General features: G+C 69.4%; 25 protein-coding genes. 10 read left to right on the top strand and 15 right to left on the bottom strand.

Annotated features, from left to right (window positions below; genetic code table 11):
- Nucleotides 1-3: 3 nt before the first annotated feature.
- Entirely contained in the window at nt 4-372 is a 369-nt protein-coding gene (locus OG407_RS25640) for a hypothetical protein (RefSeq protein ID WP_405861545.1), read from the bottom strand.
- Nucleotides 369-1,622: an APC family permease gene (locus tag OG407_RS25645; protein ID WP_405861547.1), complete on the bottom strand. Its 1,254-nt coding sequence runs from the start codon at nt 1,620-1,622 to the stop codon at nt 369-371. The genes OG407_RS25640 and OG407_RS25645 overlap by 4 nt, the downstream gene beginning before the upstream one ends.
- A 69-nt stretch (nt 1,623-1,691) precedes the next feature.
- Here OG407_RS25645 and OG407_RS25650 point away from each other — a divergent pair, with 69 nt between their 5' ends.
- Nucleotides 1,692-2,933, top strand: a complete 1,242-nt coding sequence (locus OG407_RS25650; RefSeq protein ID WP_405861549.1) for a threonine/serine exporter family protein — start codon at nt 1,692-1,694, stop codon at nt 2,931-2,933.
- Between the two features lie 59 nt (nt 2,934-2,992).
- On the opposite strand, the gene OG407_RS25655 is transcribed toward OG407_RS25650, so the two are convergent.
- The 3 genes from OG407_RS25655 to OG407_RS25665 form a co-directional block, all read right to left on the bottom strand.
- Nucleotides 2,993-3,694, bottom strand: a complete 702-nt coding sequence (locus OG407_RS25655; protein ID WP_405861551.1) for a DUF6445 family protein — start codon at nt 3,692-3,694, stop codon at nt 2,993-2,995.
- A 98-nt stretch (nt 3,695-3,792) separates the two neighbouring features.
- Entirely contained in the window at nt 3,793-4,728 is a 936-nt protein-coding gene (locus OG407_RS25660; RefSeq protein ID WP_405861553.1) for a hypothetical protein, read from the bottom strand.
- Nucleotides 4,729-4,808: 80 nt separating this feature from the next.
- Entirely contained in the window at nt 4,809-5,249 is a 441-nt protein-coding gene (locus OG407_RS25665) for an ATP-binding protein (RefSeq protein WP_405861554.1), read from the bottom strand.
- A 244-nt stretch (nt 5,250-5,493) separates the two neighbouring features.
- Here OG407_RS25665 and OG407_RS25670 point away from each other — a divergent pair, with 244 nt between their 5' ends.
- The 5 genes from OG407_RS25670 (at nt 5,494) to OG407_RS25690 (ending at nt 9,337) form a co-directional block, all read left to right on the top strand.
- Entirely contained in the window at nt 5,494-6,345 is an 852-nt protein-coding gene (locus OG407_RS25670) for a helix-turn-helix transcriptional regulator (protein ID WP_366494655.1), read from the top strand.
- 2 nt (nt 6,346-6,347) lie between these two features.
- Nucleotides 6,348-6,527: a DUF397 domain-containing protein gene (locus OG407_RS25675; RefSeq protein ID WP_405861556.1), complete on the top strand. Its 180-nt coding sequence runs from the start codon at nt 6,348-6,350 to the stop codon at nt 6,525-6,527.
- Between the two features lie 16 nt (nt 6,528-6,543).
- On the top strand, nt 6,544-6,732 hold the full coding sequence (locus tag OG407_RS25680; protein WP_405861558.1) for a DUF397 domain-containing protein: 189 nt from the start codon (nt 6,544-6,546) through the stop codon (nt 6,730-6,732).
- A gap of 78 nt (nt 6,733-6,810) precedes the next feature.
- Nucleotides 6,811-7,830, top strand: a complete 1,020-nt coding sequence (locus OG407_RS25685) for an intradiol ring-cleavage dioxygenase (RefSeq protein WP_405861560.1) — start codon at nt 6,811-6,813, stop codon at nt 7,828-7,830.
- 112 nt (nt 7,831-7,942) lie between these two features.
- Nucleotides 7,943-9,337 carry a polysaccharide lyase family 1 protein gene (locus tag OG407_RS25690; RefSeq protein ID WP_405861562.1) on the top strand — a complete coding sequence of 465 codons (1,395 nt, stop codon included), beginning with the start codon at nt 7,943-7,945 and terminating at the stop codon, nt 9,335-9,337.
- A gap of 80 nt (nt 9,338-9,417) precedes the next feature.
- On the opposite strand, the gene OG407_RS25695 is transcribed toward OG407_RS25690, so the two are convergent.
- Nucleotides 9,418-9,894, bottom strand: a complete 477-nt coding sequence (locus OG407_RS25695) for a hypothetical protein (RefSeq protein WP_327402687.1) — start codon at nt 9,892-9,894, stop codon at nt 9,418-9,420.
- Nucleotides 9,895-9,940: 46 nt separating this feature from the next.
- A complete protein-coding gene (locus OG407_RS25700; RefSeq protein ID WP_405861564.1) occupies nt 9,941-10,099 on the bottom strand; it encodes a hypothetical protein in 159 nt (52 codons plus the stop codon).
- A 44-nt stretch (nt 10,100-10,143) separates the two neighbouring features.
- Here OG407_RS25700 and OG407_RS25705 point away from each other — a divergent pair, with 44 nt between their 5' ends.
- Nucleotides 10,144-10,275, top strand: coding sequence for a hypothetical protein (locus tag OG407_RS25705; protein ID WP_405861566.1), 132 nt, complete (start codon nt 10,144-10,146; stop codon nt 10,273-10,275).
- Here the strand turns inward: OG407_RS25705 and metG (OG407_RS25710) are convergent.
- From metG (OG407_RS25710) to OG407_RS25720, 3 genes are all read right to left on the bottom strand, one after another.
- Entirely contained in the window at nt 10,272-11,849 is a 1,578-nt protein-coding gene (gene metG / locus OG407_RS25710) for a methionine--tRNA ligase (protein ID WP_405861568.1), read from the bottom strand. The genes OG407_RS25705 and metG (OG407_RS25710) overlap by 4 nt on opposite strands.
- 45 nt (nt 11,850-11,894) lie before the next feature.
- On the bottom strand, nt 11,895-13,625 hold the full coding sequence (gene metG / locus OG407_RS25715) for a methionine--tRNA ligase (RefSeq protein ID WP_405861570.1): 1,731 nt from the start codon (nt 13,623-13,625) through the stop codon (nt 11,895-11,897).
- 172 nt (nt 13,626-13,797) lie between these two features.
- Complete coding sequence (locus OG407_RS25720; protein WP_405861572.1) at nt 13,798-14,325, bottom strand: VWA domain-containing protein; 528 nt, start codon at nt 14,323-14,325, stop codon at nt 13,798-13,800.
- On the opposite strand from OG407_RS25720, the gene OG407_RS25725 reads away from it, so the two are divergent.
- Complete coding sequence (locus OG407_RS25725; protein ID WP_405861574.1) at nt 14,293-15,528, top strand: hypothetical protein; 1,236 nt, start codon at nt 14,293-14,295, stop codon at nt 15,526-15,528. The genes OG407_RS25720 and OG407_RS25725 overlap by 33 nt on opposite strands.
- A gap of 367 nt (nt 15,529-15,895) precedes the next feature.
- On the opposite strand, the gene OG407_RS25730 is transcribed toward OG407_RS25725, so the two are convergent.
- The 3 genes from OG407_RS25730 to OG407_RS25740 are packed head-to-tail and all read right to left on the bottom strand — an operon-like array spanning nt 15,896 to nt 19,680.
- A complete protein-coding gene (locus tag OG407_RS25730; RefSeq protein WP_405861576.1) occupies nt 15,896-17,857 on the bottom strand; it encodes an FUSC family protein in 1,962 nt (653 codons plus the stop codon).
- A gap of 26 nt (nt 17,858-17,883) precedes the next feature.
- Nucleotides 17,884-18,882, bottom strand: a complete 999-nt coding sequence (locus OG407_RS25735) for an endonuclease/exonuclease/phosphatase family protein (RefSeq protein ID WP_405861578.1) — start codon at nt 18,880-18,882, stop codon at nt 17,884-17,886.
- Nucleotides 18,883-18,918: 36 nt separating this feature from the next.
- A complete protein-coding gene (locus OG407_RS25740) occupies nt 18,919-19,680 on the bottom strand; it encodes an alpha/beta fold hydrolase (RefSeq protein ID WP_405861580.1) in 762 nt (253 codons plus the stop codon).
- A gap of 79 nt (nt 19,681-19,759) precedes the next feature.
- Between OG407_RS25740 and OG407_RS25745 the strand changes: the two genes are divergently transcribed.
- Nucleotides 19,760-21,121: a PLP-dependent aminotransferase family protein gene (locus tag OG407_RS25745; protein ID WP_405861581.1), complete on the top strand. Its 1,362-nt coding sequence runs from the start codon at nt 19,760-19,762 to the stop codon at nt 21,119-21,121.
- On the opposite strand, the gene OG407_RS25750 is transcribed toward OG407_RS25745, so the two are convergent.
- Entirely contained in the window at nt 21,003-21,980 is a 978-nt protein-coding gene (locus OG407_RS25750; RefSeq protein WP_405861583.1) for a hypothetical protein, read from the bottom strand. The two genes, OG407_RS25745 and OG407_RS25750, sit on opposite strands and share 119 nt — an antisense overlap.
- A gap of 189 nt (nt 21,981-22,169) precedes the next feature.
- On the opposite strand from OG407_RS25750, the gene OG407_RS25755 reads away from it, so the two are divergent.
- Nucleotides 22,170-22,733 (top strand): SH3 domain-containing protein, encoded by a 564-nt coding sequence (locus OG407_RS25755; protein ID WP_405861585.1) that lies wholly within the window; start codon nt 22,170-22,172, stop codon nt 22,731-22,733.
- Between the two features lie 90 nt (nt 22,734-22,823).
- Here the strand turns inward: OG407_RS25755 and OG407_RS25760 are convergent, their stop codons facing one another.
- On the bottom strand, nt 22,824-23,312 hold the full coding sequence (locus OG407_RS25760) for a hypothetical protein (protein WP_405861587.1): 489 nt from the start codon (nt 23,310-23,312) through the stop codon (nt 22,824-22,826).
- Nucleotides 23,313-23,394: the final 82 nt, after the last annotated feature.

Genomic DNA, 23,394 nt, shown 5'->3' on the forward strand with positions numbered 1-23,394 from the left:
GCCTCACCGTGTCGTCGGTCTTGAGGTCGTCGATCTTGTCCTGGATCTTGTGCAGCTTGTCCGGGCAGTAGATCTCCAGGATCTTGGCCTCGGCCCGCAGCGCGGCCGTGTCGCCGATGACCGGGCGCTGCCGGGGTCCTTGCAGACGATCCCGCCGTCGGTGCCCAGCGCCCGCGCGATCTTCTTGGTCTCGGGCCGCGGATAGCCGGCCGCCACCGCGGCGTCGGCGAGCTGATTCGCCTTGTCCGTCGCCTTGTTGGTGGTCTTCACGCTGTCGTACTGGATGACACCGACGACGGCGAGCGCGACCAGCAGGACGATGGCGCCGACGTAGATCCACCGGTGCTCGGAGGCGAACCTGGTGGGGCTCATGCGACATCACCCGCCGTCGTCCCGTCCTCCGCCTGCGCGGTCGTACGCCACGAGGGTCTGCGGAACTTGAGGAACGCCCACGGGATCAGCAGCCCGAGGATCACCAGGCCGCCGCCGATGATCCCGACGTACGACCAGACGCTGCCGCCGCCGAACTGCGAGGGCGGGACGAAGCCGATCGCGAGCGCGGCGACCGAGGCCAACAGGCCGACCGTGCACAGGAGATGAAGGGCGGGGACGCGATAGCCGCGAGGGTGGTCGGGCTGGGTCTTCCGGAGCCTCATCGCGGCGACGAACATCAGCAGGTGGACGATCAGATACACCTGCGTGGTGATGGTCGAGAAGATCCAGTACACGTTGGAGACGTTGGGGAGCAGCGCGTACCCGAGGGCGATGACGGTCGTGACGACGCCCTGGGTGACGAGGATGTTCTGCTGCACCCCGAACCGGTTCAACTTCTGCAGGAACGGCGTGAGCATGCCGCCCAGCGACGCGGAGACCAGCATCACGGCGGCGATCGGGGTCATCCAGCCGATGTGGAAGTACGAGAAGAACGCGTTGAACGCCTGCATCACACCGGCGGTGAGGCTGGTCTGGTCGGACGGCACCACCCAACTGATCGCCAGGGCGGGGAGGATGAAGATGAGCAGCACCAACCCCATCGCCAGGAACATCGACTTGGGGTACTCCTTCGCCGGGTCCTTCAGCGACGAGACGTGGACGGCGTTCATCTCCATGCCGGAGTAGGAGAGGAAGTTGTTGACGATGAGCCCCCAACTGGACAGTCCCGCAAGGGCCTTGGTGCCCCGCGAGGACACCCGCACGCCCGTCCAGTACAGGACCATGATGACGATCGCGGTGTGGAGGCCGTTGGAGGCGAGGGCCGGGTCGATGACGTACGAGATGGTGCTCGCGACGAAGGCGAGCAGGCTCGGGTAGGAGAAGATCGTCATCGCGAACTGGCACCACACGGCGAGGAATCCGAGCGGTTTCGTCAGCCCCTCGCTCACCCAGCGGTAGACACCGCCGCTCCAGCCGGAGGCGAGTTCCGCCGAGACCAGCGCGGTCGGCAGCCGGAACACGACCGCCGGGGCGAGGTAGAGGAACACGCAGGCCAGGCCGTACACGGCCATCGCCGGGGCGGCCCGCAGGCTGGCCACCGACGAGGTCGTCATCAGCGCGAGGGTGACCCAGGTCAGGGCGGGCGCGGACCGTCCAGGCTGGGGGTGGGTTCCGAGGAAATGTGACACTCGGGGCCCTGAGTGTCACATTTCTGCGCAAGAGGTGTGCTGGGTCGGCGATCGGTGAGGGAGGTGGTCGTGGAGCGACAGCGCGCGGCCCCCGTCGCACTCGACGAACTCACCACGTTCCTGGCCCGGTTGACCCGACTGCTTCTGCGATCTAGCGGTGAGGGCGCGGAGTTGATCGAGGAGTCGGTGCGGTCGGCGGCCCGGGCCCTGGGTGGCGAGGCGTCCTTGCTCCTGGTCCCGGACGCGGCGGCGCTCACCGTGACCGCCGGGGGCGGAACGCGGACCGTGACGGTGCGCGGTTTCCCCGAGGTGTTCCGCCTCGACCAGGTCACCGCGCTGAAACCCCTGCTCACGGACGTGGAGAAGGGCCGCCTGAGCGTGCCGGAGGCGGACCGGCGGCTGACCAGGATCGAGAACGCCCCCGCCCCCTACCCCTGGCCGCTCAAGCTCCTCGGCATCGTGCTGTTCTCACTGGGCTTCGCCCCGCTCATGCAGCCGACCTGGTACGAGGTCGGGTCGACGGCGGTACTGGCCACGATCGCGGCGGCGTTGGCGATCACGGCGGACCGACTCCCGCGCCTGGCCAAGGTGTTGCCGCTGGTCGTCTCCACGGTCGTCTCGGTGGTGGCCCTTGAGGTCTTCGCCCGCGAACCGTCCCACGGCGGCCCGGTGCTGCTGATGCTGCCCGCCCTCTTCTTCTTCGTCCCCGGCGACTATCTGAGCGCGGCCACCGCCGAGTTGGCCGCCGGCCTCATCACCACCGGCGCGATCCGCCTCGTCTACGCCGTCTTCCTGCTGGTGCAGCTCTATCTGGGCGTGATGCTGGGCGTGTTCGCGACAGGCACCTCCACGCACTCCCTCTGGGACATCGCGGCGGACTCCGACATGGCGCGCTGGGCACTGTTCCTGGGCTGGATCGTGTTCACGGCGGGCACGGTCCTGGCCTTCGCCGTCCCCCGCCGCCTGTACTGGCCGCTGCTCGCCCTCGTCTACGTCACGGTGGGCGTGCAGTCGCTGTTCACGAAGCTGGTGGGAGAGGTCGGGGGAACGTTCGTGGCGGCGGCGGTGCTGTCGGCGGCGGCGACACTGCTGGCCCGCTCCGAGCACCGCCCGCCCCGCCTGGTCCTGCTCCTCCCCGGCTTCTTCACCCTCACCGTCGGCTCCCTCGGCATGCGCGGCCTGACGACGCTGGCGGGCGGGCATGTCATCGAGGGCTTCCGGGACCTGCTGAAACTGGTCACGATCGTCACGGCGATCGCGGTGGGGATGGTGTTCGGGGCGGCGCTGACGGAGCGGAGAAAGGGGCCGTAAGTCGCCGTAGAAAGAGGGGTGTTGGGGTCAGACCGCCCAGTACTCAGGCCATCCGGTGCTCAGGCCATCCAGAAGAAGACGGCGGTCATCCGCTTCTCCTCCAGCGTGCTGCCGTGGTAGCCGGTCGCGCTGTGCACGAGGTTGGCGTGATAGAGCAACAGGCTGTTGTACTTGTGCGGCACGCGCACGTCCTCTTCAAAGGCGTCGGGCGCCACGAACCGCGTCCCCAACGCCTCGACGAGGTTGTTGTGCGGGGCTTGGACGACGTTGCCACCGAGCCGTCCACCGGGGAGATGCTGCCGGTAGAAACTGGTGCCACAGTCCTTCGGCACGGAGGGGTTGAGGTAGAGCACGGCGGCGTACCGGCACAGGGCGCGGGAATCGGTGTGCGGCCGGGGCTCGCTCTCGCCCTTCCCCACGACCTGGATGCAGTTGTGGTTGAGCGTCCCGCCGCCGGGCGCCTTCTCCACCCACAGTTCCTTGACCCCGATCGCCTGCTTCACCAGCCGCTCGATCCGCCCCAGTTCGGCCGGCTCAAGACCCGGCATGGTGCGCAGCCCCGGCCAGGTCTCCGACGTGTACGGATACCCCTTGACCCAGTCGTCCTTCGCGAGACACCGCTCCCGTACGGCATCCACATCCGGAAGCACGTCGTTCAGCACCCAGTAGTCACGGCCCTTGGTGGGCTTGCGGTACGGGAGGACGGGGAGGGGGGCCTGCTGCCGGGCTCGCTGCTGGGGGTGTGGGGGGAGTGGTGGCATGGGGCCGAACGTATAGCGGGGGTTCGCCAATGCTGTGCCATACACCGGTCAACATTCCGTCAACGAAGGGCAGTTGACGGTCAAGGGCAGGGGGTGAGTCAGGGGGTGGCGTCCACTGAGCCTTCCGCGCCATCCACTCCTTCGGCAAACAGATCTTCGGAGGCTGTGACCGTCAGGGCCCGGTCGAACCAGAGGGTGAGGGTGTCGAGGTCGGTGCAGGACGTGATGCGCTCCCGGGTGTCCTCGGAGACCAGGATTCCGCGCTTCTCCAGCAGGCGCAGGATCAGTGCGGCCTCGCCCGCGGCTTTACCCTCAGCCTTGCCCTCGGCCTGACCTTCGAGATAGGCCCTCTCCATGAGGTGGCCCCGGCCGGGGAAGTAGTTGACGAAACCCATGATGCTCCTCCATTTGTCTCCGGCGGGGGTCTCCCCGAGGGTGACGTCCAGGAATTGGTAGATGTAGTCGGAGGCGTCTGCGTCCATGCCCGTCAGGGCATGGTCCAGTGCGTCCAGTATGGCGTCGCAGTCGCGGTTGTTGGCGTGCGTCAGGGCGGAGAACGCGGCGAGCGCGGGATTTCTGGCTGCGGTCCTCGCGTCTGTGATCATGGGGAGGTTGTCCGGCCCGACAACGAGGGGCCACGTTCGCTGCACGGTCCAGCCGCGTGTGCCGCAGTCGAACGGACCGGTCGCCCACTTGGCCGTGGCCCGGTCGCGGCAGAGCACGAGCAGCAGGACCGGCAGCTTGTACTTCGACTGGAGGTAGGCGACGTAGTACGGCCAGCTCGCCTCCTTCCGGTCGTCGCGCCTCTCCTGCGACTCGACGGCGAGCAGGAAGTCCTCCCCGTCCGAAGGACACACCCGCAGCGCGGTGTCGATGTGCCGTGCGATCGGCCGGGTCTCCGTCACGTCGGAGGTGATCGCGTAGACCGCCGCCTTCTCGGGTAACGCGATGCCGAGCACGCCGAAGACGGGCGTGAGGATCTCGGGCCGCTCCTGGAAGATGCGGCGCATGCCCTCGTGAGCTGATGTGACCATGTGCGCAACCTAGATGGATCAAGGACCGGGTTGTCCGGCCGATTCGGGGACGTTCACTCTTTCGAGGGGCGAATGAACGTTCAGGCCGAGCGGCCCAGTTCGCACCAGACGTACTTGCCCCGGCGGCCGTTCCTGGACAGGGGCTGCCAGCCCCAGAGGTCGGCGCAGGCCTTGACCAGGCCCAGACCCCGGCCCTCCTCCCGGTCCAGGAGCTTGGCCAACTCCCGCGGGGGTTCAGGGGGTTCAGGGTTCGCGTCCCAGGCGCCGATGCGGAGGGTGTCGGGTTTCCAGGAGACCCGCAGGATTGCGGGGCCTTTCGTGTGGCGTACGGCGTTGGAGACCAGCTCCGTTGCGAGGAGTTCGGCGGTGTCGACCAGGCCGATCAGTCCGTGCATCGTCAGGATCAAGCGGAGGGTGCGGCGGCAGACGGTGACGGAGCGGAGGTCGTGGGGGATGGTGAGGGCGTATTCCCAGGGGGAGGCTGGGGCGACTCGGGTGGCTGGTTCTCCGGTTTCGGGCATGGGTGACTCCTGCTCAGGGAGGGGGAGTTGGCGTGTGGTGCGGCTCGGCGGGCGGTGGCTTGTCGCGGCCGTCATGGCAGGACGGGGCGGTGCGCTTCCGGGGTCCCGGCGTTCCGCAGGGTGTGCGCCGCGTCACTGACGGTAGAGGAGAGATTTCTCCTCGCGCAAGCTGTTCACGTAACCTGGTACCCGAACGAGGGCTTCAACAGGGCCTGTGAGCAGTGCCGTTGAGGAGATGAGCAGGATGGCGCCGAGAAGTCAGCCCACCGCCCGGCAGGTGCGACTGGGGACTGAGCTGCGCAAGTTGCGAGTCTCCGCGGGGATGTCGGCTCGCGAGGTGGTGGGGATCCTGTCGTCGACTTCGGCGCAGATGAGCCAGGTTGAGGCTGGCCTGTCGGGAGTCAGCGAAGAGCGACTACGCAAGCTCGCAGCGCTCTACGGCTGTGGAGACGAGGCGCTGATCGAGGCGCTGGTGGACATGGCGACGGATCGTACGCGCGGCTGGTGGGAGGAGTACCGGGATGTCCTCCCGCCCGAATTCCTCGATCTGGCGGAACTGGAGAACCACGCGCGTTTCATTCAGGTGATCGCTACAGCCCATGTACCGGGGCTGCTCCAGACCGAGGAGTACGCACGAGCGGTGTTCGGGTACTGGATTCCGCCGCTCCCGGAGAGCGAACTGGAGCTTTGGGTCGCGTATCGCATGCGTCGCCAACAGATCCTCTCGCGAGACAGCGCGGTTCCGTATGAGGCGGTGCTGCACGAGTCCGTACTACGTACTCGTGTCGCGGACCGGCGGGTGGCTCGCGCCCAACTCGACGAGCTGGTGCGTCAGTCGGAGCATCCCGGTGTCTCGCTGCGGGTGATCCCCTTCGACGTCGACGGGTTCGCCGGGGCAAGTTCGTCGTTGATGTACGCGGGTGGCCGGGTGCCGACCTTGGACACAGTGCAGCGGGACACCCCGTACGGTTCCGCCTTCCTGGACGCCGCCACCCAACTCCAAGACATGCGAACGCTCTTCCGTAAGGTTGAAGAAGCGTCTCTTGACCCCACCCGGTCGCGGGACTTCATCCACCGTCTGTCGAAGGAGCTGTAGGCGTGATTCAGTGGCAGAAGTCCACGTACTCCGGTGGCGCGGCGGGCAACGAATGTATAGAACTCGCCCACAGAGAAGCCGAGTTGCTCCTACGGGAGAGCGACGACCCCACGCGAATACTCCCCGTCACCTGCACCGGGCTTGCCGGACTCCTGCGCCATCTTGGAGCGGACCCGCGATAGCGGAAGGAGCTGTGCCGTGATCGAGTGGCAGAAGTCCTCGTTCTCCGGCGGCGGAGACGGCAACGAGTGCGTGGAACTGGCCGAGAGCCGCGGTGCCTTGCTTCTCCGCGAGAGCGACGCCCCAGGTCGAATACTCCCCCTTACCCCCGCCCCCCTCGCTACCCTCCTCCACCGCATACGCGACCAGCGCACCGGCCCCCGCTGAGGAAGACGACTTCAGGATTCATGGGAAACCACAGCCCACACCCATGCTTCTTACAGGCCTCTTACCTACCGTCCGGGCATGACGGGAAACGAAACAACCAACCAGTCGCCGGAACAACCGCGTAGCCAATCCCCCGCGCACAAACGGGACTTGACCCGGCGCAAGGTCGTCGTCGCGGGCGGAGCCGCTGTCGCCGCGGTCGGTGTGGGTGGCGGGCTCGCCGCGAGTGCCTTTGCCGATGGGGCGAGCCCGGCCGCGCCCGGGAAGAGCAAGGCGAGCGGCGCCGAGACGTGTTACACGCTCACCTCGGAGACCACCGAGGGGCCGTACTACATCGACGCCGACAAGATCCGCCAGGACATCACCGAGGACGAGGAGGGCATTCCGCTGACCCTCACCCTCAAAGTCATCGACGCGGAGACCTGCAAGCCGCTCCGGAACGCCGCCGTCGACATCTGGCACTGCAGCGCGCTCGGCATCTACTCCGGGTATGAGGCGATGAGCAGCGGTGGGGGTGGCGGCGCCCCCACCGACGCGCCCTCGGGTACGCCGACCGACACACCGTCCGGTACCCCTACCGGCGAACCCCCGTCCGGCGCCCCCTCCGGCGGAACCGGTGGTGGTCACTCCGAACCGACCGACGACGAGCGGTACTTGCGCGGCACCTGGAAGACCGACAAGCGCGGCTACGTCACCTTCAAGACGGTGTTCCCGGGGTGGTACCAGGGCCGTTGCGTCCACATCCACGTCAAGGTGCATGTGGACGGGACGTGGACGGACGCCGGTTACGAAGGCGGGCACACCTGCCACACCGGCCAGCTCTTCTTCGACGAGAAGTCCGTGCTCGCGTCGGCCGCCGTTACGCCGTACTCCACGAACACCACCACCCGCACCACCCTCACCGAGGACACGATCTACCCGCAGAACGGCCACGAAGGCGGCCTGCTCTACCTCGACTACGACAAGAAGCGCATCGCCAAGGGTGTCCGCGCCCACCTGACGATGGGCGTCGCCCCGGACGAGACCCACGACAGCACCGACACCCAGCCGAGCGCATCCGCTTCGGCATCGGCGTCCGCGTCCGCATCCGCGTCCTAATAGATCGTTAACTGTGCTCAGGATCAAGAAAGTTGGCGGGCCGCGGCAACCTTCTTGATCCGCACGGCCACTGAGGAGTCGTAACCCCCTCACCGCACCAAAGGACTCCCCCGTGGCCGCCACCGCCTCACCCGCCCCCGCCCCCGCTCCCTCTCCCTCTCCCTCTCACCGCCGTTCCCTCCGCAAGCGCCGCACGATCATCGTCACCGCCGCTGCCACCGCCGCAGGCATCGGCGCCGGCATCCTCGTGCTCAACGCGAACGCGGCCAGTACCACCGCGACCGTCGACCTGTACCACCAGACGCTCGCGGCCAAGGACGGGTGGGCGTCGTCCGGGACCGGTACCACCGGCGGTGCCAAGGCCGACGCCGCGCACACCTTCACCGTCAGCACCCGCGCCCAACTCGTAAAGGCGCTGGGGTCCACGAGCGACACCACCCCGCGGATCGTCAAGATCAAGGGGCCGATCGACGCCAACACCGACGACTCGGGCGAGAAGGTGAGCTGCGCCGAATACTCCTCCGGGACCGGGTATTCGCTGGCCGCGTATCTCAAAGCCTTCGCCCCGTCCGCGTACGGCACCTCCAAGCTGCCCTCGGGGACGCAGGAGAAGGCGCGGGCCGCCGCACAGGCCAAGCAGGGGAAGAACATCATCTTCCGGGTGCCGGCCAACACCACCGTCGTGGGCGTGCCCGGCACCAAGGCCGGGATCACCGGCGGGATGCTGCAGATACAGAGCGTGGACAACGTCATCGTGCGGAACCTGACCTTCGCCGCCACCCAGGACTGCTTCCCGCAGTGGGACCCGACGGACGGGGACAGCGGCAACTGGAACTCGCAGTACGACGCCGTCACCCTGCGCGGTGCCACGCACGTCTGGGCGGACCACAACACGTTCACCGACGCGCCGGGGCTCGACACCTCCGACCCGGCGTACTACGGGCGCCAGTACCAGATCCACGACGGCGACCTCGACATCACCAAGGGCTCGGACCTGGTGACCGTCGAGCGCAACCAGTTCACCAACCACGACAAGACGATGCTCATCGGCAGCAGCGACACCGACAGCGTCGGCAAGCTGCGCGTCTCCATCCACCACAACGTGTGGAAGGGGATCGTGCAGCGGGCGCCGCTGGCCCGGATCGGGCAGATCCACATCTACAACAACTTCTACGACACCACGAACCTCAACGGGTACGTCCTCCAGTACAGCGTCAACTCCCGTGCCAAGGCGCAGGTCGTCGCCGAGGACAACTACTGGAAGATTCCCGCGAGTCAGAAGGTCGGCAAGCTGTTCAGCGGTGACGGGACCGGGTCCATCGCCGGTGGCGGCAACCTCGTCAACGGCACGGCCACCGACCTCGTCGCCGCCTACAACGCCGCCAACTCGAAGAAGCTGAAGACCACCGTGAACTGGACGCCGACCCTCAAGGCCGGTCTGGAGACCTCCGCCAAGAACCTGCCGACGGAACTCGCCACCACGACCGGCGCCGGCGTCCTGTCCTAGGAACCGGCAATCGGCAATCAGCGAGCCGCCCTTGCACCTGCCGAAGCGAGAACACCCGTCAGGTGCAAGGGCGTTGAGGCTCAGCCGTCGTACGTGCCGTCCCACGGTGGCCCGAAGGCGTGCCGGTCCGGGTACAGCTCCGCCCAGCTGCCGTCCTCGTCCTCCTCGACCAGGAGGCCGAACAGGACGCCGTCGACGGTGCGTTGGAAGGGGCGGATCGCGATGTCGGTGTAACTGCGGCGGGGGAGGGCGCGGAGCAGTTTCGCCAGGTGGATGCGGGCCTGGGAGAGGACCGAATCGTCGCCGTGCGGGGCGCGTTGCTGCTCGGCCCAGGTGCCGGCGCACCAGATCTCCGAGTCGCGGTAGCGGCCCGCGGCGTCGAAGGTGTGGAGCACCGTGTAGAGACGTTTCTGCTCTTCCCAGCCGTCGTCGGGACGGAAGCCTTGGGGGAACGCGTAGGTGACCGACGCCAGGAACTGGCCGTCCGCGTAGCGGCCGACGGCGCCGCTGCGTTGATTCGGCTCGTAGGCGATCGGAATGACCTCGGGGACTGCCATGGCGGAACCTTACGGGTTGGCGCGAACACGTCTACGACGGGGTCGGTCAGTGAGACCGTGCGACCTCGCCGAGTTGCCCCTGGGTCAAGGGTGGCACCTCGATCGGGTGGGCCGCACCGGCCCGCAGACCGTCGAGGAAGAATCCCAGGCAGCGGCGCCAGGCGTCGGGCGCCGTCTCCATCGATTCCCGGATCACCTGGGACATCGCCCAGCTCAGGGTGACGAGGTCCTCCGGTTCGAAGTCAGCTGGTGACGGGCAGTCCCGAGCGGTTCGGGAACGTGGGCGACCGGACCCTCGACCCGGACGAAATCGCCGACGGTGCCTGGGAGTTGGTGGCGCGGCGGGACCGGGCGGAGGAGACGTTCAGCGTGCTCGGCTAGGAGTCCGTACGGTCATCGAGGCGCGGAAAGAGCACCGCGCCCTTCGTCACCGGGGAGCCGGGCGGAAGCGCACCCCACACGGAGGCGTCCCGGACCCGCTGGTCCCGTAGCGGGCCCAGGGATGTCGAGGCGCCGAGGGAGTCCCAAAGGCGTTCCGACGTCTCCGGCATGACCGGTTCCAGGAGGATCGCGATCACGCGCAGCGAGTCCGCGGCCGTGTAGAGGATCGTCGCCAGGCGGGTGCGGGCCTCGGGGGAGCCGGACTTGGCGACCTTCCAGGGTTCCTGGTCGGTCAGATAGCCGTTGACCTGCCGGACGAAGTCGAAGACGGCCAGGATGCCGCCCTGGAAGTCGAGTTGGTCGCCGATACGGTGGTCCGCCTCCGAAGTCGCCCTGAGGAGGGCTGACTTGAGTGAGCGTTCGGCCTCGGTCTCCTCACCCGGCGCGGGCAGGCCGCCCTCGAAGTACCTGGCCGTCATCGCGGTCACCCGGGACGCCAAGTTGCCGTAGCCGTTAGCGAGTTCGCTGGTGTAGCGGGCGGTGAAGTCCTCCCAGGAGAAGGAACCGTCCTGGCCGAAGGCGATCGCGCGCAGGAAGTACCAGCGGTAGGCGTCCACGCCGAAGTGTGCGGTGAGGGTCTCGGGGCTGATGCCGGTCAGGTTGGACTTGGACATCTTCTCGCCGCCGACCAGGAGCCAGCCGTTGGCGGCGATCCGGCCCGGCAGCGGCAGGCCGTTGGCCATGAGCATCGCCGGCCAGATCACCGCGTGGAAGCGGAGGATGTCCTTGCCGACCAGGTGGACGTCGGCCGGGAAGGTCGCCTCGAACTTCTCGGGGTTCTCGTTGTAGCCGACGGCCGTCGCATAGTTGAGGAGCGCGTCGACCCAGACGTAGATCACGTGTGACTCGTCCCAGGGGACCTTGACGCCCCAGTCGAAGGTCGAGCGGGAGATCGACAGGTCCTGGAGGCCCTGGCGGACGAAGTTCACGACCTCGTTGCGGGCCGAGGCGGGCTGGATGAAGTCCGGGTGGGCTTCGAAGTGGGCGAGGAGACGGTCGCCGTACTCGCTCAGCTTGAAGAAGTCGTTCTCCTCCTTGAGGAGTTCCACCGGGCGTCGGTGGATGGCGCACAGCTTGGTGCCGTCCTCCGCCTCGACCAGCTCGCCCGGGAGCTTGTACTCCTCGCAGTACACGCAGTACGGGCCCTCGTAACCGCCCTTGTAGATCTCGCCCTTGTCGTACAGGTCCCGCACGAACTCCTGGACGCGGTCGGTGTGGCGGCGCTCGGTGGTGCGGATGAAGTCGTCGTGGGAGATGCCGAGATGGGCCCAGAGGGGTTTCCACGACTCCTCGACCAGGCGGTCCGCCCACTCCTGCGGGGGCACGCCGTTCGCCTCCGCCGTGCGCAGGATCTTCTGGCCGTGCTCGTCCGTGCCCGTGAGGAACCAGACGTCCTCGCCGCGCCGGCGGTGCCAGCGGGCGAGGACGTCGGCGGCGACTGTGGTGTAGGCGTGGCCGAGGTGGGGGGCGTCGTTGACGTAGTAGATGGGGGTGGTGACGTAGTAGTACGTCACCGGGTCATCCCTGGTCCGCGCCGCAGCGCCCCTTTCGCCATCGGGTCAGGCCTGGTCTCCGCCGAAGCGCTCCTTGTACGTCTCCAGGTCCTCGTCCGTGAGCTTGGCGAAGAGGACCGGGGGGACGGTGAAGGGGGTGCCCGCGGGGACGGAGGTCAGCGACTTCGCCTCTTCCGACGACACCCAGGTCGCCGTGTCGGCGGGGAGGGCGAACGCCGCTCGCATCGCCGCCGAGGAGGACGGGATGAAGGGTTCGGAGACGACCGCGTAGAGGTGGATCAGGTTCATCGCGGTGCGGAGGGTGAGGGCCGCGGCCTCCGGGTCGGTCTTGATCTCCAGCCAGGGGGCCTTCTCCTCCAGGTAGGAGTTGCCGGCCGACCACAGGGCGCGGAGTGCCGCCGCGGCCTTGCGGAACTGGAGGGACTCCATCTGGGTCTCGTACTCCGACAGGAGATCGGAGATCTGCTCGCCCAGCTTCGTCTCCGGGTCGCCCGCCGCCGCGCCCGCCGGGACCTCGTCGCCGAAGCGCTTCTTCGAGAAGGAGAGGACCCGGTTGACGAAGTTGCCCAGGGTGTCGGCCAGGTCCTTGTTCACCGTCGCCGTGAAGTGCTCCCAGGTGAAGGACGAGTCGTCGGACTCGGGGGCGTTGGCGATGAGGAAGTAGCGCCAGTAGTCCGCCGGGAGGATGTCCAGGGCCTGGTCGGTGAAGACGCCTCGCTTCTGGGACGTGGAGAACTTGCCGCCGTAGTACGTCAGCCAGTTGAAGGCCTTGACGTAGTCGACCTTCTTCCACGGCTCGCGTACGCCGAGTTGGGTGGCGGGGAACATCACCGTGTGGAACGGGACGTTGTCCTTCGCCATGAACTCCGTGTAGCGGACGGGGTTCTCGCCGGTGTCGCTCTCGTACCACCAGGACTTCCAGTCGCGCGTCTCACCGGCGGGGGCCGCGTCCGACCACTCCTTCGTCGCGCCGATGTACTCGATCGGGGCGTCGAACCAGACGTAGAAGACCTTGCCCTCCGCCGCCAGCTCGGGCCAGGTGTCGGCGGGGACCGGGATGCCCCAGTCCAGGTCGCGGGTGATCGCGCGGTCGTGCAGGCCCTCGGTGAGCCACTTGCGGGCGATGGAGGACGCGAGCTGCGGCCACTCCTCCTCGTGGGCCGCGACCCACTCCTCGACCTCGTGCTGGAGCTTCGACTGGAGGAGGAAGAGGTGCTTGGTCTCACGGACCTCCAGGTCCGTGGAGCCGGAGATCGCCGAGCGCGGGTTGATCAGGTCCGTGGGGTCCAGGACCCGGGTGCAGTTCTCGCACTGGTCGCCGCGGGCCTTGTCGTAGCCGCAGTGGGGGCAGGTGCCCTCGACATAGCGGTCCGGGAGGAAACGGCCGTCGGTGGGCGAGTACACCTGGCGGATGGCTCGCTCTTCGATGAAGCCGTTCTCGTTCAGGCGGCGGGCGAAGTGCTGGGTGATCTCCCTGTTCTGGGGGGAGGAGCTGCGGCCGAAGTAGTCGAAGGCCAGCGCGAAGCCGTCGTAGACCGCCTTCTGCGCGTCGTGCGCCTGCGCGCAGAACTCCGCGACCGGGAGGCCCTGCTCCTTCGCGGCCAGCTCGGCCGGGGTGCCGTGTTCGTCCGTCGCGCAGATGTACAGGACGTCGTGGCCGCGCTGGCGGAGGTAGCGGGAGTACACGTCCGCCGGGAGCATGGACCCCACCATGTTGCCCAGGTGCTTGATCCCGTTGATGTACGGAAGGGCGCTGGTGATGAGGTGTCGAGCCATCGGGGGGCTGCTCCCAGGTCGGTCTGGCTGGTGCGTTCCGTGTCTTGCGAACGCGTCTTACGAACGCGTCTTGCGAACCTTGAAATCGTAGCCGACATGGGTGTGCCGCCCGCCTCCCGTTTTACGGGGTGGGAAGCGGGCGGCACGTGGTCCTGCGGGTACCGCTCTGTGGTTACGGGCGCCAGTCGATCAGTACGCCGTCGTAGAGCTCCGCGTCCGTGAGCTCCAGGGGGGTCGGGCCCGCGTGGAAGAAGGCCGTGTTGTCGGTCTTCAGCTTGCGGAGGTAGTCGAAGGCCTTGTTCTCGTGGTCGCCGAACGCGACGAACGAGAAGAACACGGAGGCGTGCGACTTCGCGGCGTCCGTGAGGGACTGGGTGGCCGGGGTCTTCGCGTCCGGGGCGCCGTCCGTCTGGAAGACGACGAGGGCGGGGGTGCCGGGGGTGGCGTTCTTGTCGTAGTGCGTGAGTACGGCTTCTACGGCGGCGTGGTAGCTGGTGCGGCCCATGCGGCCGAGGCCTGCGTGGGCCTCGTCGACCGCGTTCTCGGGGGAGGTGGGGGTGAGGTCTGTCGTGCCGTCGACCTCGGTGGAGAAGAAGACGACGTGGACGGTGGGGGTGGGGTCGGGGTCCAGGTGGGTCGCGAGGGCGAGGGTCTGGTCGGCGAGGGCTTGGGCGGAACCGTCCTTGTAGTACGGGCGCATGCTCGCGGAGCGGTCCAGGACGAGGTAGAGCTTCGCTCGGGTACCGGTGAGGTCGGCCTTGGAGAGGGCGAGCGCGGCGGAGCCGGACCCTACGGCCTCGGCTGCGCCATCGGCCTCGATGCTCTCCCCACCCGCACCGCCCGTGACGGTCTCGTCGTCGAGTGCGGGTGGCCCCTGTGGGACGTCCTCGCCGTCGGCGGCTGCGGCGAGGGGGGTGGGTACGGCTGCGTCCACGTCTGCGTCGGCGTCTACGTCCGCGGCGACTGGTTCCGCTGCGGGTTCAGCGACGGGTTCTGCCACCGGTTCCGCTACGGGCTCAGGGGTGGTGACCTCATCGGCCACCGGGTCGACGGTCGGCTCCGCCTCGGGGACGGTCTCCGCGACTGCCTCCGGCTCGGGCTCCAGGGCAGCGGCACTCTCTACAACAGGCTCGACCTCGGGCTCGGTCTCCGCGACCGGCTCAGCTTCCGCTTCCGGCGTCGCCTCAGCCGCAGGCGCGGCTTCTACCTGAGGCTCGGCGCTCGGCTCGGCCTCCGCTTCCGCCTCCGGCGTCACCTCGGCCGCAGGCGCGGCTTCCGCCTCAGCCTCGGCAACCGGCTCGGCTTCCGCGACCGGCTCAACCTCGGCCTCTGCCTCCGGCGCCACCTCAGCCACAGCCACAGGTTCTGCCTTCGCCTCAACAACCGGCTCCGCCTCGGCGACCGGCTCAACAACACCCGCAGTCACCGGCTCAACCACGACCACGGCCACGGGCTCGGCAACAACCTCAGTGGTCGGCTCAGCAACCACCTCGGCAGCCGACCCAACAGCAGCCTCAGTCACCGGCTCAGCAACAACCTCAGCAGCCGGCTCAACGGCAGCCTCGCTCACCGGCTCAACAGTCACCTCAGTCGTCGGCTCAACGGCGACCTCGGTCACCGGCTCGGCAACAACCTCGGCGGCCGGCTCCCCAACAGCCTCAACCGTCGGCTCGGCGACAGCCTCAGCGGCCGGCTCGGCAACGACCTCCGCCGTCGGCTCGGCGACAACCTCCGCCGACACTCCCGGCTCCCGCTCGCCCAAACCCCCGGTACCCTCCGCGCCCTCCACCGACGTCGCCGGCTTCGGGACAGACACGTTGTCGAAGGCCAGCGCCACGAGCTCGTGCTCGTCGTCCTCCAGCGTGGAGGACGGGCGGGGCTCCGGGACCGTGGCCGCGGGTGACGGCTTCGGGGTCGTGGTGAGGTCGGGTTCTGTGGAGGGGGACGGGACCTTCGCGTCCGGTTCCGCGGCCACCGTGGTCGGCTGCTCTTGCGAAGGAGTGCGTTCCGCACTCTCTGTCTCGGCGGCACGCTCCTTGCGTGACCTGCCGAACGCATTCCGCAGGAGAGTGAGAATGCCCATGTGCGCAACCCTTCGCGTGAGTTGAAGCCGTCAATCCCTGGCCAGGACGGACACGTAAGGTTAGCGGCCTCGGACGGCGATCTTAGGCATGGGCAAGGCGCATGAGACGCGTCTCGTCAACACCCCCTGTTTCAGCCACCACTTCGCTCACCCGTTCACCTGCCTGTTTGTGCCTCGGTTCGGTGCCTCAGTGCGGCGACGCGATCGCCCGTGCCGCCGCCACCTCCTGCCGCAACGGCTCCAGCACACTCTCCACCGGGCCCGTCAGATCCGTACGGACCTCCACCAGCACCTCCGACTCGCGTACGCCCTCCGCCAACTCCCGGAGCTGTAGCGCCACTTGGGTCACCTCGGCCGGGGACGGCGGTGGTGCTCCGTGCTTCACCCGTACCCGCGCCGCCGTCGTCGCGTCGACGATCCGCTCCACGGCCACGACCAGCGGGAGCCAGCCGGCGGCCAGGCGGCCGGTGGGCGGGGGTTCGGTGAGGGCACGCTGGAACTCCGTACGGATGACGGACAGATCGCGGTAGAGACGGCGCCGCATACGGGCACGGGCCGCCGGGTCCACCTCCGCCGGCACGGGGGTGGTTGTGCCGAACGCCGACTCCACATACCCCGCCGTGTCCGCCACCGCCTCCGCCAACCGGTCCCCCACCCGCGTGTGCCAGCTCTCCGGCCAGAGGAGATAACCGGCCACCAGCGCGATCCCGCAGCCGATCAGGGAGTCCACCAGGCGGGGGAGCAGCAGTGCCGTGCCCTGGTGGTTCAGGACGTCGGAGAGGAGGAGGATCACCGGGGTGATCGCCATCGTCTGGTAGCCGTAGCCGCGCGGGGTCAGGGCCGGGATCAGGGGGGCCAGGGCGAGGAGGACCAGGACGTCCCACCAACCCCTCGGTACCGCCGACAGCACCGCCGCCGCGATCACCAGTCCCGCCACCGTGCCGAGCGCGCGCAGCAGTGCCCGGGAGAAGACCGAGCCGAAGTCGGGCTTCATGACGAAGGTGATGGTCAGGGCCACCCAGTACGAGCGCGGGACGGGGAGGGACGACACCAACACCTGTGCCAGGCCGATGCAGACCGCCAGGCGCAGGCCGTAGCGCCAGGAGCCCGAGGACAGCAACACATTCCGCGCCGCCCTCGCCGTGCGGATGCGCAGTGCCGCCGGGCGGCCCAGGCGGTCGTCGATGCCCCTCGGGTCGACGTCCGGGGCCGTGACGACCTCCGCCGCGTGGCGCAGGGCGTGGTCGACCGCGCGGGTTGTCTCGCCGGTCGGGGCGGGGAGGTCGAGGCCTATCGGGCCGGTGTAGCCCGTCTCCACGGCGTGGGCCAGGTGGCGGACCGCCTCTCGGATCTCGGGTGGGAGGGGTTGGCCGGACTGGTGGACCGCGGGGGCTGCCTCCACCACGGGCGTGATGGCGTTCAACTGGGCCAGCAGGCGGGTGAGTTCGGGGCTGCGGCCGTGGGCGCGGGCTCGGCGGGCGAGGACGAGGTCGTACGACTGGTTGAGGGACTGGGTGACTGCCTGGCGGGCCGCGTCGTACGCCGCCGTCGGGTCGTCGCCGCAGGTAGAGAGGAGGTCGGCGACTGTGCGGTAGGTGTTCGCCACCGCCGATCGTTCCGGGATTCCGGAGCGCAACGGCCAGGCCAGCAGGGCCAGGAGGAGGACAAGGAGGCCGCCGCCGGACATCAGGGCGGGGGCCAGCCACCATGCGCCGGGGAGCGGAAGTCCCGCGCCGATCACCGAGTTGAGGAGCAGGAGCAGGCCCGATACGGAGGCCACCGCGCCGATCGTCGAGATCATCCCGGAGACGAGCGCGATGCCGGTGAGTGCGGCGACCGCGTACCAGCCGTGGCCGTAGACCGCGGAGCCGAGCGTGACGCCGATCGCGCCGAAGAGCTGGGGGATCGCGATGTTGAGGATGCGCATGCGGTACGCGTCGGCGGTGTCGCCGATGACGCCGGAGAGGGCGCCCATGGAGGCGAGGGCGCCGTAGGCCGGTTGTCCGACGGCCAGGCCGATGGTGAAGGGGAGGGACATCGCGATGGCGGCGCGGGCGATGGCCGGCCAGTTGAGGGGGGCCTGCTGGGGTTGGAGGTTCCTCACCAGCCAGTCGGGGGGTGTGAGGCCGTTGGGGAACTCGCGGGACATGCGCCCATTATGAGCGGCCCCTCTCCTTATTCGTGCTGGTGAAGTGTGATGTCGACCAGCAGGGCGCGGTGGTCGGTGTCGGCGATGTCGAGGAAACGGGCGCTGTTCGCAGAGAAGTCCGGGGAGAGGAGGACATGGTCGATCTGGGTGCCGAAGGTGGGGGTGAACCGCTCCGGCCAGCTGGGGGTGCGGGGGTGCCCGGCCATGCGGGCCGCGTCGCGCAGGCCGGTGTCCAGGATGCGGCGGAAGGCCGCGTGGTCCTGGGAGGAGTTGAAGTCTCCGGCCAGGACGGTGGGGGTGGTGGGATCGGCCGCGGCGAAGGTACGGAGCCTGCCCAGCTCGCGGCGCCAGAGACCGACCTGGTTCGGCAACGGGGGCATGGGGTGCGCCAGTTGGAGCCGTACGGAATGACCGGCCACGTCGGCCACCGCGCCCGGCATGCCCATCGTGCCGGTGACGCCCTTCGTGCCCTTGAGCGGGAAGCGGCTCAGGATCACCGAGCCGTGCGAACCGGTCGCCGCCACCGCCTGCCGGTACGGGAACTCGGTGCCGAAGTCCCGCTCCAGCGTGGCCTGGCAGGTGTACTCGCACTCCTCCACGAACACCACGTCCGGCCGCTCCCGCCGGATCACCGGCACCAGGGAGCCCGTCCCCTGCCCGAACTCCACGTTCGAGGTCAGGACGCGGAACTCGGCGATCGCCGGGCCGCTCGGGTCCCCGCTCTTCCCGTACGGCTCGATGAACCACGCCAGCAGGCCCAGCAGCGCGACGCCCCAGACCAGGCCCAGTCGCCAGCGGCTGAAGAGGGAGAGGAACAGGCCGACGCCGGTCGGGGCCAGCAACCAGGGGAGGAACGCGAGGAGTTGGGGGACGGGAGTGATGGCGTCCGTGTCCGCCGTGCGGCAGCCGACGACCACGCTCACGCCCGTGAACAGCAGCCCGGCGCACCATCGCCAGAAGCGGCGCACCCGATGGCGTTCGGGCACGAAGTCGGCGGCGGTCCACTCGGTGGTCGCGGTGCCCAAGGGGTTACCTTCCGCCGGTGGACGTAGATGTCCGAATCATCCCACGTGTGCCAGGAACTCCCCCAGCATCTCGTTGAACTCCTCCGGGCGTTCGAGATTCGGCAGATGCGCCGCGCCCTCGATCACCCGGAGCGTGGAGTCGGGGAGCGCCGCGTGCATCGCCTCCGCGTCGGAGACGGGGGTGTAGGTGTCGTCGGCGCCCACGACGACCAGGGCCGGGACCGTCACCCGGGTCAACAGGTCGCGGTAGTCGGGGCGTTGGGCACGGGCGCGCAGGGCTGCCGCGGCGGACCCGGGGTCGGTGGCCGTCATCATGCGGTGGACGTGCGCCTTGACCTGCGGGTCAGCGGACGGCGCCACCATCCGCTCCAGCACCTCGTCGGCGTACCCGCGCATGCCCTCGCGGAGGAGACGGTCGGCCGTCGCCTCGCGGGTACGGGCCGCCTCCGGGGTGTCCGCCGACGGGAAGGTGTCGGCGAGGACGAGACCCCGGACGCGGTCGCCGAACCGGGCGTAGCAGTCCATCGCGATCTGGCCGCCCATCGACAGGCCCGCCAGCACGAACGTCTCCACCCGCTCCTTGTCCAGCAGGGCCTCGATGTCGGTGGTGAAGTCCGAGAAGGCGGTGACACCGGAGGTCGAGGGGGAACTGCCGTAGCCGCGCAGGTCGGGGGCGATGACCCGGCGAGTGGGGGAGAACGCCTCGGTCTGCGGGGTCCACATCGTGTGGTCGAAGGGGTGGCCGTGGATCAGAACAAGAGGGGCAAGGGGGATATGGGAGGGCGTAAGGGGTGGCATGTGATCGACCCTAGGTCCGCCCAACTCCTCGGTGCAATAAGATCTTTGCCCTCGGTGCAATTCAGGGAGGGGAGGGCGGATGGCGGACTACCGGCACATCGCCGACCGCGTCGCGGACGACATCGCCTCCGGACGGCTCCGGCCGGGTCAACAACTGCCCCCGCAGCGGGTGTTCGCCCGGCAGCGCGGGATCGCCGGGTCGACGGCAGGGCGGGTCTACGCCGAACTCGGGCGCCGGGGCCTGGTGGTGGGGGAGGTCGGGCGCGGCACCTTCGTGCGGGCCGCGGCGGCGGGGCCGTACGGGCGGGCGATCGTCGAGGCGGCGACCACCGCCGCGGTGAACCTGGAGCTCAACTACCCTTCCGCGCCCGGCCAGTCGGAGCTGCTGGCTCCCGCCCTCGCGCCGCTGCTCCGCCCGGACGTACTGACCGAGGCCCTGCGCCCGGCTGCCGCGACCGGCACCGCGGTAGCGCGCGAGGCCACGGCGGATCTGCTGGCCACGCCCGCCTGGCGGCCCGCCCCCGACCGGATCCTCTTCAGCGGCAACGCCCGGCAGGCCATCGCCGCGACCCTCGCCTCCCTCGTCCGGCCGGGTGGCCGGGTCGGGGTCGAGCCGTTGACGTATCCGCTGGTCAGGGAGATCGCGGGGCGGCTCGGGGTCACGCTGGTCGCGCTGGAGGCGGACGGGGACGGGCCGCGTCCGGAGTCGGTGCGGGCCGCGCATCGGACCGCTTCCCTCTCCGCGCTCTATCTCCAGCCGACGCTCCACAATCCGACCTCCGTGACGACGAGTGAGGCGCGGAAGCGGGAAATCGCCGATGTCGTGGGGGAGTTGGGGCTGCCCGTCGTCGAGGACCGGATCTGGTCGTTCCTTCATCCGGACTCCCCCGCGCCGCTCGCCGCCTACGCGCCCGGGCTCGTGCACGTCGTCGACGGGCTGTCGAAGCGGGTCGCGCCTGGGCTCACCGTCGGGTTTCTCGTCGTGCCCGCACACCGAGTTGAAGCGGTGGCCGTCGCCATCCGGTCGGGCGGGTGGAGCGCGGGGCGGTTCGCGCTGGAGGCGGGGGTGCGGTGGATGACCGACGGTACCGTGGGGCGGCTGGTCGCGGCCAAGCGGGCGGACGCGGCGGCCCGACAGCGGCTGGTGGGCGAGGAGTTGGGCGGGTTCGCCGTACGGGCCGATCCGCTCGCCTATTACGCCTGGTGGGAGTTGCCCGCGCCGTGGCGGGCCGACACCTTCACCGCCGCCGCGGCGGCGCACGGGATCGCCGTCACACCCGGGACCGCCTTCGGCGTCGATCCGAAGGTGACCCCGGACGCGGTCAGACTTGGGCTCGCGTCGGCTGCTGTGCCCGATCTGCGGCGGGCGTTGCGGACGCTCGCCTCTCTCGCAGCAGGCGCAGGAGCAGGAACTCCCGTACGGGGCGGGCGTATCGGGTGAGCCAGGCCAGCGCGGCCACCGTCAGGCCCACGCCCAGCAGGAGCCAGGCGACCTTGCGCAGGGTCGCGGTCAGGGCGTCGTAGATCGCGCCGCCCGCCGCGCCGGAGAGCTCGGCCGGCAGGTCGGCGACGGTGAAGTGGCGGCCGATCGCGAGCGCGAGGCCGAGCAGCGCGCCGCCGAGGGCCGTGCCGAGCGCGGTCGCGGTGATCGCGCGGCGGCGGCGCACGGCGACGGCGATGCCGGTGACGGCGAAGACGGCGGCGGCCACGGGGAGCCAGAAACCGGCGACCTCAAGCACGTGGAACTCCCTCCGGAGCGGGCCCAGTTCACCGGCCGGGAGGACCTCGACCCGGGTGTGCTGGACGGGGATGTTGTTCGCCAACGGGAGGTTCTCGTGGGCGAGTTGGTGTTTGACGCTGGCGGTGACGGGGGCGAGGTCGACGGTGACGGTGCCGGACCGTCCCTCGTCCCGCAGGGCGTTCAGGACGGCTTCGTGCGTGATCCGGTTGCCCTCGTCCCAGGCGACGCGGAAGGCCTCGGTCTTCGTGAACGAGCGGACCGCGTCGTGCACGAACGGCGCCATCACGCCCTGGGTCGCGCTCATCCGGACCCCGCCGACCCTGGCTCCGCCGACCTGGATCCCGCCGATCTGCACCTCGCGCAGGATGCCCGCGCCGACCGTGTCCGCGATCGCGTCCCGTACGGCCGGGTCGGCGGCGAGCGGCGCCATCGTCGTGACGTAGCGGCCGGAGTCGGTCAGGCCGTACGCCGCCCAGGCCGCCAGCGCGCCGAAGGGCGTGAGGAAGCAGGAGAGGGCGACGAGGACGGCCGACAGGGCGCTCCGGAGACGTGGGGGCACCTCCTCAGGACACGGCCGGGAGGCGTCGTATGCGAGCGGGTCGGGGTTTTTTGACTGCATATGGGTCACATGTCAAACCGAATGGGTGGGGGTGGCCCCGGAACCCTTGGCGGAACTGGGGAGTCCGCTCTCGGGTGGAGGCTTCACCCGAACGGGTGTTTCCTGGAGCTGGGGAGAAGGAGGCCGAACATGCGCACCACTCCGGCCCTGCGGACTCTGGCCGCGGCCCTGCTCACCGGTGGCACTCTCGCCGTCGCGGCGGCGGGCACCACGGCAGCGGCAGCACCGACCACGTACGCCGAAGGACATGGCGGTGGCGGCGGTGGCGGCAGTCCGATCTGGGGCACCATCGTGTCCCGCACGGAACTGAACGTGCGGGAGTCGCCCACCACCCACTCACCCGTCGTCGACGCGCTCTCACCCGGCAGTCAGGACCGCGTCCAATGCGTGGTCAGGGGACAGAGCGTCAACGGAAATCCCGACTGGTACTGGCTCGTCGGCGCGCAGGCCTGGGCCAGCGCCGCGTTCGTCGACACCGGCGGCCAGGGCGTGCCGTCCTGCTCGGACCCGTGTCCGGGCTGGAGGGACGGCGGCAACGACTCCAACTGGGGCGGCGACAACTCCGGCTGGAACAACGACAACAGCTCGTCCTCGTGGAGCACGTCGGCCTCCGGGTCGAGCGCCTCGGGCTCCTGGAGCTGGAGCGCCTCCGGTTCGTCGACCGGCGGCGGCATCTGGAGCTGGGCGCCCTAGAGCGGCCGTAGCGAAGGGATCGTAGCCAGCAAGCACGTGGGCCCCGGCACCAACTCGGTGCCGGGGCCCACGTGTTGCTGTCGTGTCGGGTCAGCGGATGCGGTTGCCCTCTCCGTCCTCGCGTGTGTAGTAGCGGTAGAAGAAGACGAGGAAGACGGCCGCCGTGGTCGCCAGACCGATGGCCGCGGAGCGCAGCACGCTCTCGCCGGTCTGGCTGTAGAGGAAGCCGAGTGCCGCGCCCGCGAAGCCGGACTTGACCAGCGAGTGCAGTTCGCGCTTGAGCAGCGGCGCGAACCGGGCCACCGCCAGGCACAGCACGATGAACGCGAGCGCCGTGACGAAGCCGAACAGAAGGTTCCAGCCGGTGATGGGGCCGCCGCCGCGACGGTTGGCCGCCGCCCAGTAGCCGTAGACGAGTCCCAGGACGACCGGGATCGCGATCTTCGCCACGCGGTGGACGCGTGCGTCGAAGATGTCGGGCAGGTTGCTCGTGAATGTGCCCCGGCCGGTCGTTCCGCTCGGGCCGCTGATGGTGCCCGGGCCGGTCATTCCGCCGGGCGTGGGTGCCGCATGAGCCATGAGAGCACTCCTCTCTCTCCCCGTACTACCAATGCACACCCCGGCGGGGGCGGTGGCAAGTCGGCGTGCGGCCTCCGTTGCG

The organism is Streptomyces sp. NBC_01515 (assembly GCF_045040345.1).
GTDB lineage: Bacteria > Actinomycetota > Actinomycetes > Streptomycetales > Streptomycetaceae > Streptomyces.

Excerpts from the sequence above, each read along its gene's own strand:
- OG407_RS25655 (WP_405861551.1), bottom strand. The coding sequence starts at position 3,694 with ATGCCACCACTCCCCCCACACCCCCAGCAGCGAGCCCGGCAGCAGGCC.
- metG (WP_405861570.1), bottom strand. The coding sequence starts at position 13,625 with ATGGCTCGACACCTCATCACCAGCGCCCTTCCGTACATCAACGGGATC.
- OG407_RS25720 (WP_405861572.1), bottom strand. The coding sequence starts at position 14,325 with ATGCGCCCGTACTACAAGGACGGTTCCGCCCAAGCCCTCGCCGACCAG.
- OG407_RS25670 (WP_366494655.1), top strand. The coding sequence starts at position 5,494 with ATGGCGCCGAGAAGTCAGCCCACCGCCCGGCAGGTGCGACTGGGGACT.
- OG407_RS25640 (WP_405861545.1), bottom strand. The coding sequence starts at position 372 with ATGAGCCCCACCAGGTTCGCCTCCGAGCACCGGTGGATCTACGTCGGC.
- OG407_RS25695 (WP_327402687.1), bottom strand. The coding sequence starts at position 9,894 with ATGGCAGTCCCCGAGGTCATTCCGATCGCCTACGAGCCGAATCAACGC.
- OG407_RS25665 (WP_405861554.1), bottom strand. The coding sequence starts at position 5,249 with ATGCCCGAAACCGGAGAACCAGCCACCCGAGTCGCCCCAGCCTCCCCC.
- OG407_RS25740 (WP_405861580.1), bottom strand. The coding sequence starts at position 19,680 with ATGCCACCCCTTACGCCCTCCCATATCCCCCTTGCCCCTCTTGTTCTG.
- OG407_RS25700 (WP_405861564.1), bottom strand. The coding sequence starts at position 10,099 with ATGTCCCAGGTGATCCGGGAATCGATGGAGACGGCGCCCGACGCCTGG.
- OG407_RS25660 (WP_405861553.1), bottom strand. The coding sequence starts at position 4,728 with ATGGTCACATCAGCTCACGAGGGCATGCGCCGCATCTTCCAGGAGCGG.
- OG407_RS25760 (WP_405861587.1), bottom strand. The coding sequence starts at position 23,312 with ATGGCTCATGCGGCACCCACGCCCGGCGGAATGACCGGCCCGGGCACC.
- OG407_RS25745 (WP_405861581.1), top strand. The coding sequence starts at position 19,760 with ATGGCGGACTACCGGCACATCGCCGACCGCGTCGCGGACGACATCGCC.
- OG407_RS25685 (WP_405861560.1), top strand. The coding sequence starts at position 6,811 with ATGACGGGAAACGAAACAACCAACCAGTCGCCGGAACAACCGCGTAGC.
- OG407_RS25755 (WP_405861585.1), top strand. The coding sequence starts at position 22,170 with ATGCGCACCACTCCGGCCCTGCGGACTCTGGCCGCGGCCCTGCTCACC.
- OG407_RS25730 (WP_405861576.1), bottom strand. The coding sequence starts at position 17,857 with ATGTCCCGCGAGTTCCCCAACGGCCTCACACCCCCCGACTGGCTGGTG.